Origin of the sequence: Haloarcula sp. JP-Z28, from assembly GCF_011440255.1 — an archaeon.
Lineage (GTDB): Archaea > Halobacteriota > Halobacteria > Halobacteriales > Haloarculaceae > Haloarcula > Haloarcula marismortui.
In genome coordinates, this window is the sequence record NZ_JAAOHT010000087.1 from 1 (window position 1) to 13,995 (window position 13,995).

General features: G+C 58.5%; 6 protein-coding genes and 1 pseudogene. 2 read left to right on the top strand and 5 right to left on the bottom strand.

Features of this window, described 5'->3' with window-relative positions; genetic code table 11:
* Positions 1-636: 636 nt before the first annotated feature.
* Positions 637-2,025 (top strand): DUF6498-containing protein, encoded by a 1,389-nt coding sequence (locus G9463_RS23870; protein WP_205254247.1) that lies wholly within the window; start codon positions 637-639, stop codon positions 2,023-2,025.
* A 1,603-nt stretch (positions 2,026-3,628) separates the two neighbouring features.
* On the opposite strand, the gene G9463_RS21000 is transcribed toward G9463_RS23870, so the two are convergent.
* Both G9463_RS21000 and G9463_RS21005 read right to left on the bottom strand, forming a co-directional pair.
* A complete protein-coding gene (locus tag G9463_RS21000) occupies positions 3,629-3,994 on the bottom strand; it encodes a hypothetical protein (RefSeq protein WP_004965190.1) in 366 nt (121 codons plus the stop codon).
* Positions 3,995-4,198: 204 nt separating this feature from the next.
* On the bottom strand, positions 4,199-5,395 hold the full coding sequence (locus G9463_RS21005) for an NAD(P)/FAD-dependent oxidoreductase (RefSeq protein WP_004965187.1): 1,197 nt from the start codon (positions 5,393-5,395) through the stop codon (positions 4,199-4,201).
* 279 nt (positions 5,396-5,674) lie between these two features.
* Here G9463_RS21005 and G9463_RS21010 point away from each other — a divergent pair, with 279 nt between their 5' ends.
* The gene (locus G9463_RS21010; RefSeq protein WP_165897741.1) at positions 5,675-6,106 is read left to right on the top strand and encodes a winged helix-turn-helix domain-containing protein; all 432 of its coding nucleotides are present in this window, start codon (positions 5,675-5,677) and stop codon (positions 6,104-6,106) included.
* Positions 6,107-6,217: 111 nt separating this feature from the next.
* Here G9463_RS21010 and G9463_RS21015 read toward each other — a convergent pair whose 3' ends face one another.
* The 3 genes and pseudogenes from G9463_RS21015 to G9463_RS21025 form a co-directional block, all read right to left on the bottom strand.
* On the bottom strand, positions 6,218-10,672 hold the full coding sequence (locus tag G9463_RS21015) for a PAS domain S-box protein (protein WP_165897742.1): 4,455 nt from the start codon (positions 10,670-10,672) through the stop codon (positions 6,218-6,220).
* Positions 10,673-11,286: 614 nt separating this feature from the next.
* The gene (locus G9463_RS21020; RefSeq protein ID WP_165897743.1) at positions 11,287-13,674 is read right to left on the bottom strand and encodes a GAF domain-containing protein; all 2,388 of its coding nucleotides are present in this window, start codon (positions 13,672-13,674) and stop codon (positions 11,287-11,289) included.
* A 134-nt stretch (positions 13,675-13,808) separates the two neighbouring features.
* Positions 13,809-13,995: pseudogene (locus G9463_RS21025) on the bottom strand (resolvase); the annotation flags it as partial.

Below are 13,995 nucleotides of genomic sequence, written 5' to 3' on the forward strand. Positions count from 1 at the left end.
GACTCGGCTTCCTTCGCACACGGACCAGTCAACACGACGTGCTCGATGGCACGGAATAGCGGTCGGTCTCTTGCGCCCCATGTCTTAGTTCACGCTCTCTTGGGATAGCAGCGTTTCCATCAAGTCAACACAGCACATTAGGACGTTCCAGAATAACAATCTAGGGTTGACGAAGCACTAGACCCAGTTTTGGGTGGGTTCGTGGTTTCTGGCTCAGTAAGTGGCTCGGTTGGAATCAACCTATCGGCTCTCGCTCCAGTAGTCGTGTTCTCGGCGGGAAAGGCCGCAGTCGACTGGTCGCGCAGGGCCGTCGGAATACAGACCGGTGCAGACGGACTCGCGGGCTGGTTCACTCCGGAGAACCCGCATCTACGTGAGTGGGAGCAAGAGCGGAGATGAATCCGTCACACATCCACAGGATTGCTCGTTGTCTTCCGACGGAAGCGGTTACTCGGGTAACTCCGCGTCATGGGAACGGCACTCGGGCCAAGCGAGTCGCCACTGTCGGGACTGCTGTTGATTCTGTGGGTCGCCGGCTTGTGTCTGCCTTCAGAACGACGGGACTTCAGTTCAGTCGTGTTATCGAATTCGAAGTATGTTTGTTACTCAAGCATAACGAATCGAGTGTCTCTAATCATGACCCAGCGGCTTCCGACCTCAGTTCGCGGTCTGAGCCTAGTCGTTGCGAACTGTATTCCGCTGGTCGGAGTCACTGTCTGGGGCTGGGACCTCTGGCTATTACTCGTTGTCTACACAGCCGAGGCGGCCTGTTCGGTTCTTATTGCGGCTACGAAGGCGTTGTTCGCTGAGCAGGGCTCCCCGGGACGTCCCGGACAGTACGAGCCGTTACATGAACTCCGGGAGAAACGCGGTGGTTTTCAGATCTATTCGAACTGGCCGCCAATATACCCACGAAACATCCCCTTCGCACTAATGGTGTTGGGGGTCTGGTTCGGGTTCATCGGGCCGATCAGCCTTGTCTACCTCTTGACGATTGGACCTACAATTCAGATCTCAGTGGGCCTCGCTGTGAGTGTCGTGGCGTTGTTCTTCTCACAGATCGAAGAGTTCGTTATTGAGTACATTGGCACCAGTGAGTACCGTGACGTGTCCGCTCAAGAACTGATCCGGACACCGGCACAATTGACGTTGGTGCTCCTTTTTATTGGGTTTCTCACGTTGGGTGGGTCCCGGGCCGGTCGTATAACGTTGTTAACCGGCCTTGTTGTCGGGAAAACGCTCAGCTCACTCTACCGGTTCTACGTGGATCATATCGGAGGGCCTCTTCTCGATGTGGATCTGAAACTTTCAGATGATTTGCCCAGGAGCGAACCGCCACCGGAGCTCACAATGCCTGAAGAGCCGGTAGAAGCCAGTGTTGCCGTCAACAAGAAGTCCGTTATACTGGGAAGTCTCAGCGCCGTCGGGTTCGCACTGATCTCGCGGTTCACAATTATCACTGTCGCGGCATTCGTCATCGCGCTGCAAGTCGGCAACCCGGTCTGGATTGGCCTCCTTTCGATCGTAGTTCTCTGTATCGTCGGTGCTCGTATGCTGAGTTTCTACCTCCGCTACGGAACGATTGAGTACCAGCGCCGGGGTGAGTTTCTGGTCGCCTACGACCGACTGTTAGAGTCACCGCAGTGGATCGCCACGATCGGTCCCGGGACCGAGTACTCCGTTATTAATGCTATCGTTGACCGGCTTCGTGGCACGGGCCGGTTACGGGTCGCCAGCGTTGATTCGGTTGACCGAGGGAGCGTGCAGCTCGGCCCGCTATCTGATCTCGATCGAGCTATCGAGACGCTGGATCTTCCAGTGTACCAAACAGATCGGCCAGAACGGGATCCGACGATCATCGCAGCTGCCGGCGGTTTGTTGCTCTTCTTTCTCGCTGTTCCAGCTGGGCTGTTTCTCGCCCCCGGAGTCGACTCGGGGACTGCATACGCTTCACTCGTCGTCATCGGACCGTTCGCACTAATTCACACCGGCATTCTGTTGTACGTCGCGTTGTCTCGAATCTAAGTGAGGACCATCGCGAGCCATTGGTCGGCTGCTCTCCGTGGCAAATGCATTGATGTGGAGTAGTCGAAACGAATCCAGTCGGAGTCAGCGGTTCGGGTACCAGACAGCTTGTCCGGGTGTATGATGCACCCATGTGTCGTCGTCAAGCAGTTGTGGATCCCGCCACCGAAACCGGCCGTTAGAATCATACGATATCGGTGGTTCAGTGTCCCGTGTTTGGAACTGCATCCGTGTACAGGCTGCAAAAGACCATAGGTCTATTTTCTCTTGCGGAGTGAAAGTATACTGCATAAGCGTCGTCTCGGAACCGGCACTACCGGTGGTCTCAACAGTGAGCCCATCTATATCAGCGTCTTGCGGACTCATTCCGGTGATCCTCTCTGGGAAATCAGAAACGAAACGGATCCGGTCCGGTTTGTACGAACTGGTATCGCTCTGGGTGGAACCGCCATACATTGTGGCCTGCATATCGACGGAGACCACGGCTGGTTCAGTTTTGGCGGCCAACCGAAGGGTATCCCAGCGATCAAAGCCGCCGACATCGTTCACCCCGCGAATGCGTGACCGGCCGATGGTCGTGGCGCCGTCAGGAACCTCCAAATCCAATGGCTCGGGGCACTCTGGCAACGAAGGTTCGAGTACTTCACTGACCGCCCACGGAAGGTCCCGCGGTAGCTCCGCACCGACGAATTTGTGTGTGTCCAGTCGGCCCTGCTTCGGGACAGCGGCAGCAATCCGGTCCGTTGGCCCCCACCCGTTCTGAGTGAAGCCGTACCGACGGTCACTGTCGGCACACGCCTGCATAACGGTCCACTGCGCGTTCGCGCCTACCACGACAGCAGGTCGGCCGTCAGTAAGACAGCCGCGGACTTGCTGGACTTGGTCGTCGCCGGACGGGTACACACTCACGTCAGCGCTGGCACTATCCTTGACAGATGAGACAGCCCCAGGGTTCGGGAAGTCGACTCCTTCAGCGATAAAAACGCGATATCCATCAAGCTCTCCAACGGGCGGAGCCTCTGCTAACGGTGAATTGTTCACAAGAGACCCACAACCAGCGAGGGAGGCTACCACTCCAGTTCCGGCAGCTGTGAGGAGGGCGCGGCGGGTACACGGAGGCATGGTTGCTAGTTCGGTTGTAGATATGTTGATTTTTTCATACAGACGCATGGGCCCTTCTCTCAGCCGGTGAGAGACCACCCGTTCCGGACCACGAAGGGTACCGACTCGTTCGGCGTGTTGTGATTCGGTCAGGACACTCCATTCACCCCTTCCCAACAGTTATGTTTCCTCTTGTCCATTAGAAGACCTGTTTTCATACTCGCCTGAATGACCGGTATCCCAGTATAAGTTGCAACAGTGCTTCTCTCCCTGAAGTCTGTGAGGGCTTTTACTATAGAAGGCAGGCGAAAAACCCACGATATCACGTAGAAGAGTAACGACGGGTCCTGGCTTATCAGCTGCCGCGGACGACTGCATCGGAGAGCTACTCTTTGCAATCCCCTTCTACGAGTCTGGATTGGGCAGTACAGGCTTACACGAGGTTATTCTGTGGGGATGCAGCTTGGGGTGGTAACTCGTGAAGGTAGAGGCCGTCGGCGGTTCAGAGGAAGCCCTCAACGACGCTTGCGATTCCGTTGCCGAGTTCGACTAGTGCGATTTCCGTGGGGCCTCGGCCGAGCAGACACTCTGTGCTGGCATGACATGCGCCACCGGCGTGAACTTCGACACAGTATACACCCCGCTCGACTGGCTCGGAGATGAGCACGACGCCTTGTGGCGGAATTGTCTTTGCCCGACTGACTACGACTTCGTCGTCTGCGTCGCACAAACGGATAGTCACCTCGCGGGTGTCTGTGCCATCGTAATTCCGTATAGCGACGGTTTCGCAGCTGATGAGCGGGCGGTCTGTACACACGGACGACTCATCGTCCGAAGGAGCAGTACGCTGCCGGAATTCGGGGGCCATACATCCTCGTGGCGCTCGGTCATCATATATCGGCAGTCAGTGTTTCAGACACGGAAACAGACGATAGCAATAGCTGTGTGGGTCAATTCGGTGGGTGTAGTCGACACTTATGCAATTCGAATCCGCCCTTGAACGGGTATTGTCCACCGCGCAGCGAACGTGTGTTTCTGTTCTTCCGTTCGGATGAGTGCCGTTGGCGGAGGTTCACAGCGACGCCGGTATCGACTTCGCGACGTCGGGAAGGTGTCCGCTGGTAACGTGCCGGAAGCCCAACGCCCGTCTCGCGCACAGTCGGGACAAAACCGGCGAGAGATCTATCGAGGGTTGCACCGCCGGAGTCACGGTCGTCGAACACTGATCGAGTTCCCGCTCCCTCCGGCGACGCCGTTGCTCGTACTCGTTGAGGGCGTCGTCACGGTCCCGCGGACCGTACGCGAGAGCGTCGGCGAGCACCCACCCATCCTCGATTCCGAGCGTCGTTCGTAGACACCCCCCTGGAAGAGAGACACGCGCCGCCGACGCGATAAGGACGACTCCATCGGCGTGAACCGATACCGGGACGGCTCGTGTGCCCTGGTAATACTGAATCCCGTGCTGTGAGAGTCTCTCGAAGGGGTTTGCTGACCACCCGAGAAGTGCCCCGAACTGACGTTCAAGCGAGCCGACATCGGTGGCGGCGCATGTCGGATCAGTCACCGAGACGAGGCGTACGCGCGTGCCGTCTGCGACGGGAACAGAGAACGCGGCCCGGTCGTCTCTCCATTGCTCTGTGGGACCGTCCGGAGCCGGCGGTTCGGTCGGCCAGTCGAACGCCCACGTGTGGGTCGTGGCCACGACGTGCCGTGGTTCGACGGTCGGAGCCAGCGTCGAATCTGTCGTGACTACGGTATCGAAGGACTCCTGGATGCTGCCCTCGAAAGTCGCGTCGACCCGACCCTGAGACCGGTCAATATCCACAATCGGTCGCTCAGGTGTCCGGATACGGTCGCGGACTCGCCGATCGAGGAGGCTCAACAACTTCGCTCGACGAACGCTCAGCAGCGCCGGTCGGTCCGACTGGTCGGTTGTCCACGACGAATTGATGTTTGGACGTGCGAGCCGGTCCAGTCTGGTTCCAATGGCCTCGACGGGCCGCCTGAGTCCGAGACGTTCCAGCAACACCAGCCCAGGCCGCCACAGTGTCAGTGTATCCGGCCCCGTCCGCTCACTCGGCGGTCGTGCCAACACCGGGTCGAGCCCTACCTGACTGAGGAAGCCCGCAGTTGCGATTGCGGGCGGGTCCTCGCCGACGACCAGCACTTGGCGCTCGTGTGCGCACCCCGCAGTCTCGGGACGGTCCCGTCGCTCGCGCTGCGTCTCTCGGTTGGTGTCCTGCCCGCCGGTTCGTGATTCCCCCGTCATCCAGGCTGCCCTCCCGAAGCCGCCGACTCGCTCCAGTGATGCACACGTCGCCGGGGACAAACCGATGGAGTCAGTGGGAACATAGACGGACCTACGAGGGCATCTGTTCTAAACCGGCACCGCGTGTTTCTGGCTCTGAGACTGGAGCTGGATTCTGCCGGCAGCGTGATTGAACGACCGGTTTTTCACCCCCGGTCATTATAGATAGCCCCTGATTTCGGCCTGGGGCAGTCAATACTGCCACCACATTTGGGAAGAGTCGGTCCGTGGGTATAGGTGATGAGGGGGAATCAGACCCAGTCCCGCAGCGGTACGCCGCCCAGCGCCCGGACACCGGACGTCTCCGGCGACCGGAACAGCACACATAGTATCGATGAGCAATCGACGGCCAGCGACGACTCCTCGGCTATCGCGTTCGACGAACTGTTCCCGTTGCTCGGTGACGAGTACGTCGTCGATATCCTGCAGGCGCTGTCGAGTGACGAGATGCCGGCACGGGCTATCGCCGACGAGTGCGATATGTCCCGTCCGACAGTGTATCGCCGCCTCGAAAGGCTGACCGAGGCCGGCGTCGTCGCGTCGCGCCTGCGCCCGGAGTCGGACGGACACCACAGACAACAGTTCCGGCTCGTCCTCGAAGGAATCGCGGTACAATTCCGCGAAGACGGCTTCGACGGTCGCGTTCGCGTCTGTGAGTCCGCGAGTGACTGACCCTCCAGTGGCCCCTCATTACCTGTCTTCGCTGACCTTTCGGCCCTCCACCGCTCAAACTTGACCGTCGGTTCGCCTGCGATGGTTTTCGTGATATGCCCCCACTGGGAATCACGGCTCTATCCCGTCACCGGACCCGAACAGGATATCAAACACCGTCCGCTCGCCGAGTCGGACGTGTTTGTTCAACGTCGGTTGCGTAATCCCCAGCGCGTCGGCGACGTCTTCGCCGCTGTTCTCGCGGGGCCACTCGAAGTACCCCATCGCCTGTGCCGTCTCTAGAGCCTCGTACTGTCGCTCGCTTAGCTCTCGTTCCAGCCGGTCCTGTATCTCTCTAGCGGTCTGGTTCGTCTCGCGGTGCTGGCGCTGTGCGTACAGTTCTAGGTCCGAAAATTCGTTCTGGATGCGTTCGACCATGGTTCGCGTATCCGTCTCGGTCGGGATTTCGACGACCAACGTGACACCCTCGGCGGTTCGGCGTGCGCGTCTAATGATACCACCGTGCTCCGAAACGTACGACCCGAACCACGAGGAGCCACGCCGTTCGAGAACTACTTCGTCGGCCCCCCGGGAAACGATCGTCATATCTCCAGGAAGGACAGTTCTCGCCGTCTCGGCCACCTCCGACGGAACGTCACCAGTGAGCCGGTAGTAGACGCTGATCGAGCTATCCTGTCTATGAACCGTCCGCTGATGGCTGACCCGACACTCAAGCGCCCGTGCTAGCCGCGCCATCGGGAGGTCGGTGTTTTGGCCCCGGAACTCGAGTTCGAGCGTGTCGTCGGATTCGAGCGCACGCCGCCGCTCTGTCGCTGTAATGGCGTACCCGATGGAAGCACCTAACTGAGAGAGGACGTCGACCGTGCGCTCTCCGAATGCGTCAGGTTCGTCCGCGAAGATGGTAAGCACGCCGTGGATGACATCCTCGTAGGACAGCGGGACGGCACAGACAGATCCGATACCATCGCGGAGCAGTCGCTTGCGCCAGCCCCCCTGTTGTCGACTACCGACGAGGTCGTTGCTGACCACGGGTTCCTCAGTCCCCCAGGCTTGGGCTGCCGGGCTCGCGTCTCCGGCTGTGTCTATCAGAAGGTCCTCGATATCGTCGCGACCTATCCCGGCGAAAGCACGTGGCTGGAGGCGGTCCGACCCGATGTCGGCTTCGACCACGCAGGCAGCTTCGAACGGTTCGACATCCGTCAATTCGGCACAGACAGACTCCTGAATCCCTTCGCGGGAGGACCGCGTCGTAATGGCCGCTTCGACGCGCTGTGTGAGATCCGTGATGGACTCCAGTCTGCGTGCCCGCTCGGTCTGGGCTTCGAGCTCGGCACGCCGCGACTCAAGTCGCCGTTCGCCGCGGAGTCTGTTGAGGGCAGCCTCCAGCGTCGCTGCCAGAATGTTCGCGGCGTCCGTATCGAGGGTTTCGTCGGACTGCCACACTGTGAGAAGACCGTTCCCACCCAGCGGGAAGAGCAGTGCGCCGCCATCCGGAAGGTCATCTGTAAGTGCGTCAGCAGCGTTGTCGACACGTCGCAGTTGCTCGTCGACGAACGCCCCCCAGGCGGCATCGTGCTCCGTTCCGAGCGAGCCGAGATCCGTTGCCGGTGGCAGTTCCGGACCGCTCGCGGCCGGATCGAGACGGCCGGTCTCGCCATCGTATCGATAGACGGCAGTCGCCGGCAGGTCGAAGACGCTCGCCGCCGCCTCGACTGCCGTGATGCTGGCTTCGGCGGCCGTTTCGGCGGTCGTCAGTTCATTGGTCGCATCGTGGAAGGTCTCCAGCGTCTGCTCGCGCTCCTTGCGGTCGGTCACATCTCGACTCGCGACGATGATTCGCGGGTTGCCGTCGGGCCACGCTGTCGGGTAAAACTCCGACTGGACCCACCGGCGTTCGCCGTCGGGCCGCTCGATGCGGTACTCGCGTGTGTACCTGTCTCGTGGTTCACCGCGCTCCACGTCGGCGACGATTTCCTCGACGAGCGACCGGTAGTCGTCCCGGTCCTTGGGATGCAGTGTCGAAAAGAAGCCCTCGTCGTGAGTCTCCTGAATGCGTTCGAGGGACTGGCCCCAGATATCTTCGTACCCCGAACTGACGAACTCCGCGGTAGGGTCGCTGTTAGTCAACTCGGCGGCCGGCGCCAAGAAAATCGCCTCGTCGATCCGGTCAATAATGGCACCGAGTCTGCGCTCGCTCTCGCGGAGCTGTTCGGCCCGCTGGACACGCCCGATCGCACTCGCCGCGTGGCCTGCGAGGACGCCCATCACGTCTATGAGGTACTGTTCGTACTCCTGTCGGCCACGTTCGCCGGCCGCGAGAAGCCCGTCGTCACCGACCGGGACGATGATGGACTGTTCGAGCGGGTTGTGTGAGTGATGCTCGCTTGGGTCGTACGTCGTCGGCTCACTGGCTTGGAAGACCTCGTACTCTTCGTCCGCCGGCGTAAACGAAACCGGGCCAGTCTCCATCGCTTCGACTGGCTCAGTTCCGGCGGTGTACGTGAGCCGGTCGTGCTCGTCATCGTACCGCCAGCACGCGGTCATCGGCAGCCCGAGGACATCCCGTGCCGTCTCGACGGCGATATCGAAAACCGCCTCGGTCGTCTCAACGCCTTGTAGGCGCTCGGTGGCGACTTGGAGTTGCTTGACGGTCCGTTCGCGCTCTTTCCGGTCGGTCACGTCGCGGAAGGTCGCCATTGTAGCGGGGTCGCCCTCGTGCTGGAGGCGCGAGACGGCCAACTCCAGCGTCCGGTGCTCGCCCGTCGCCGTCTCCACTTCGACGTCGTACTGGTTCGGCGGCGACTCACCCGCCACCCGGCGTTCGTATCGGTCCCGGATCAGCTCGCGAGACTCCGGGGCGAACACCCGCTCGACGGGCATCCCCAGCAGTTCGCCCTCGTCGTATTCGGTGATTTCTGTGAACCGCTCGTTGACGAAGACGTACTCGCCATTCCGGACCACGACGACTCCGTCTGTACTCTGTTCGACCAGCGTCGAATACTTCTGTCGCTCCTCATCGATAGCCCGCTCGCGCTCTCGGCGCTCTGTGACATCGGTGAACCAGACGTAGGCGTGGCGATCACCCCCACTCTCAAACGGGAGCACTCTGAGCAGGAAGTCCCTGACACCATCGGCAGCCTCCCGACGAACCTCCCTCTCGACGGGTTCGCCGGCTAGTGCCTGTCGGCGAATCTCCTCGTACCCCTCACGTTCGTCGTCCGGGACGATTGCGTCCGCGATAGGGTGGTCGGTGATGTCCGCGGCCTCGGTCCCGAATGCCGTCTCGAACGCCTCGTTGACCTCGGTGATATACGGGTCGCCGTCGACGAATTTGACGCCCATGATCGGGTCCGGCGTGTTCTCAAACAGGACCGACCAGCGGTCGCGTTCGGTCTCAAGTTGGGACTGTCGTTCCCGACGCTCGGTAATGTCACGAACGCTCGCAAGCACCCGCTGTTCGCCCTGCAGCCTCGCGAGTCGCAGACTCACTTCGACAGGGAACGTCTCCCCGGACTTCCGTTCGTTGCGCCACTCGAACAGCTGTGACCCCTCCTCGGCTGCCAGTTTGACCTTCTCTCTCGCACTGTCGTAGGATTTCGCACTGTCGTCCGGCGTGATTAGTTCGACGGTCTCACCGAGTAATTCCTCGCGGTCGTAGCCGTTCATCGCACAGAACTGCTCGTTGACATCGACGATTTTGCCCGTCTCGGGGTCGTGGACGACGATGCCGTCGGAGATGCTCTCGAAAAGCTCGCGATACGTCCGCTCTAGTTCACGGCTGTCGGTGACATCCTCAACGATTCCAACGTATCGCTTCTTTCCCGTCTCCGTTGTCACGGGATAGCCTGTCGCCGTTACCCACCTTATCTCTCCGTCCGGCTGGCGGACTCGGAACTCGAACCCGTAGCTCTCCTCTGGCGTTCCGTTTCGGATGTCCGCGCGCATCGCCTCGAAATCAGCCTCGAATTCCTCGCGGTCCCGTGGGTCAATCCCTTCTATGAATGCCGTCGCGTCATCGTAAAGCTGTTCGACCGGTCGCCCCCAGATTGCCTCGTAGGCGGGGTTGACATACTCGACCTCGGAGAAGTCCCAGTTCGCAACATAAATGATCTCATCAACGTTGTCGGCGACGAGTTGCAGTCGGTCGTCCGACTCTATGCCGGGGCCTGTTTCCTGTGCTGTGCTGTCTCCGTCGCCGTTCACGAGGCGGCCGACGTGGGTTGCGGCGGCATCTGGCTCAGTGGTACACACCGACCGCGGAAGGGTGCTTGTCGCACCGCGCTCGATGGCCGTCGCCACCGCGTCTTCTGCAGCGGTCGCAATGAGAACGACGACTGGAACCGATGGGAAGGTGTCGGTGGCTCTGTCTACGACGGGACGCCACCCATTCAACTCTCGCTGATCGACCAGAAGGCAGTCGGGGTCAACACTGCCGTTCAGGTCGTCTGGCGGGTGAGTCGTGGTCGTGAGTGGTCGCCCGGCGGCAGTTGTCTCTTCGTCGAGTTCCGAAGCGATATCACGGCCCCCCAGCGCGAACACTCGCAGTGGTTCGCTGGTGGGTGTCATCGGTGAAGCATTTTGGTGTCACAAGAACACGAACGATGATAAATTCACGCACACTCGACGTATCGAGGAGAACGAACCAGGTTTGACGGGATTATAGGTGGAACAGGCGCAATACCACGCCGTCCACCGTGTGTAGATACGCGCCGTCACTCAGGGCAACAGGCTCGTTCGGACAACTGCTCCGAGTTCCCCGCGGTGATGTCTAAGCACAGGCTGCCTACTGTTTCGCCGGAATCGAGCGGAACGGAGCGGATTCCGTTTCTCCTTTTGGAAGGATTCAGTCGCTACAGTGCAACCCTTGCTGGTGTTGTGGTACTCGACCAAATCGGCCAGCAACACACTGACAGGACCTCGGAACGGTGTTTCTGAGTCTGAAACTCGCTGAGGGGTTTTACTACATATCGGCCAGTAGGTGTAGGTAGCCGCCGGTCGGAGGCGGTCCCCGAAAAGTATCCGACACACCTGCCTACCATCGCCCCGCCCGTTCCCCGCTTGGGGCTGGAGCCCACTGAGTGCCCTCTGACATGCCCTCCTCACACGCTCCATTCCCCAGACTCTCCTCTTTCGCTTCACTAAACCTCTAGAACCTGCCGCGCTCTCGCCGTCAGTTGTATTTAATTACCCATCTGTGACGACGCTACACTGACATTAGTAAACTCAATCTGTGCTCCGCCACTGGGGCTCTCTGCTATGGTTGCATCCCAGTCATGGGCGTCAGCAATCTGCTTGACGATTGAGAGTCCGAATCCGGTACCGCTTCTTGTGCTTGTATAGCCGTCAGTGAAAATCTGGTCACGTTCTACTGGATCAATTCCCGGTCCGTCGTCGCTAACGAAGAATCCATTTGTAAGTGTACCAACTGTGACTGTCACGTCTGTACCAGCGTGAGTCACTGCATTGGCAAAGAGATTCTCAAGAAGTTGGCGGACGCGCCCTGAGTCAGCCTCAAACTCTATATCGTCATTTATCATCAGTTCAGCATCAGCGGTCTCCAGAACGTCCCAGCAGTCATCAGCGAGTGATGCAAGCGAAACCATCTCTGTGTCGTCGATTAGTTGTCCCTCTTGGGCGAGCATGAGCACATCATCAATGAGTGTCTCCATCCGGTCAAGTGCCCTATAGCCCCGGTCAAGATGGTTGACATCAGTCGTTTTGCGAACGCCATCAAGTGTCCCTCGTAAGACCTGCAGTGGATTCCGGAGATCATGTGTGACAGTCTGTGCGAACTCCTCAAGCTGCTGGTTCTGTCTCGTAAGCTTCTGTGTCTGGTCACGGAGGAGTCTTTCTCGGTCGACACGCTCCAACGCTGTCTCAAGTGTCGAAGCAAGAATCCAGCCGAATCGCTTATCTGTCCTGTCAAACGCGTCTGGCGTTTTAGCTGCAAACACGAGGAGTCCGTACAACTCCAGTGGATACAATAACGCACTGCGGACCGAGATATCAGATGGGAGCGCTGGGTGGTCGCTCGCGTCGCCCACATATTCTGGTGTGCCTGAGTCGTACACATCCCACAGAAATGTACTAATAGGGTCACCATCTGCGCCATATTCAAAGCCTTCGTACGTGCTGAATTCCGCTGCGAGTGCGTCGGTCGTAGAGAGGGGGCGTAAGACTTCTTCGCGCTCGTCTTCCTGAATAAACCCAGAGAGATTCGTTCCAAGAATCTCGGCTGCAGCACCAACAGTAAGGTCAACCGTTTTATCCGCGGTCGTAGTTTGCATTAGAGCACTTGTCCGCTCTTGGAGGAGCGCAAGTCGCCGCTCTCGTTCAACACGATCAAGTGCGCTCTTTGCATTTTCCGCAAGGAGTTGTCCTAACGAGACATCACTATCATCGAAATCACCACGCTGGGTTGAGTTCGCGAGTAGAATGCCGTATTCCCCAAGCGGAAGGTACAATCCGCTTCGGAACTCGCTCTCGGGATTGTATATGTTATCAGCGGTGTGGATATCGTCATACTGTCTGATTTCACCAGACTGAAACGCTTCCCAAGCAATCCCGTGGTCAAAAGTCACTAACTCATCGGTAACGCGCTGTGTTCGGTCTGACACAGCTACGGGTTTTAGCCCACCTGCCTGTTCATCGTAGAAGTGGACACCGTTCAGTTCGAAATCAAGAATAGCGTCTGCTGTGTCGCTGGTGATCTGTGCGACTTCTTGTTTCGTTTTAGCATCGTACAACTCGTGAGTCGCTTCGTGAAGCTTCTCAAGGCGGCGCTCGCGTCGGTGGCGATCGGTGATGTCTGTGAGCGAGCAAACGACACTCTCCACGGACCCTTCATTCATGACTGGTGCACCGTTCACAGCGAGTACACGCTTCTTCCCATCGGGCCACCTGATTGTGTGCTGGTCCCGCACTTGTTCGCCTTCATATAAGACACGTGCGAACGGTAATTCATCATCAGGGATTGGGTTTCCGTCTAGATCTTTGATATCCCATTCAGGATCGTTATACGCACGCTCTTCTAGTTCTGCTTGTTTTAATCCAAGAACTGTCTCAGCCCTGTCGTTCGCAAAAACAAATTGACCGTCTCGGTTGAGTTGAACTACACAACTCGGGACGGTCTTCAGGACCTGTTCAAGTCGGCGGCGCTCCCGAGTTGCTTCGATCACAGTTTCGCTGGCTGTGACAGCGTTACTGATACTATCTGCTAGTAATTCACAGTCGTCGTCGGCTTCGGCCTTCTGAAGATAGTCAGAGATACCCGCAGTAACAGCGTCACCGGCAATCGACTCGCTCCCGTGCTCAGTAAACAGTATAAATGGGAGATTAGGGTAGTTACGCCGAATCTGGTCAAACAGTTCAAGTCCCGTACTGTTCGGGAGTCGATACTCTGAAACGATGCAGTCGTATTCATCATTACTGAGCGCCTGGAATGCAGGCCTCGATCCGAGAACAGTCGTGACCTCTAGCTGACTATTTACCTGTTCAAGCTGTTCAGCTGTTTTACGTGCGAACTCCAAATCTCGCTCAACGTATAACACCTGAACAGCATCATCCATAGAGTCAAATCGGATGCAAGGTACTAGAGTGTTGCTTCAGATGTAGCCTGAGACGAAAATATATGACGTAAACACGACACTATACAGTGGTTAAACTAGCGGATGCGTGGGACTGTTTGCTATCGGTCTGATGCCTATTGCTGGTGGCGACGAATCTCGTCGCGAACGATAGTGCGGATCTCTTGCTCTGGAAGGGTTGTCTCACTGGGGATGTCAGGTTCCTCAAGCGGCTTTAGTTGTTGTACAGCGGCTTGAAGCCGGTCATCGGTAGCCTCACCATAGAAGTAGAGATCACGCCGGTCGTTGTGGAGGGACCGGAGC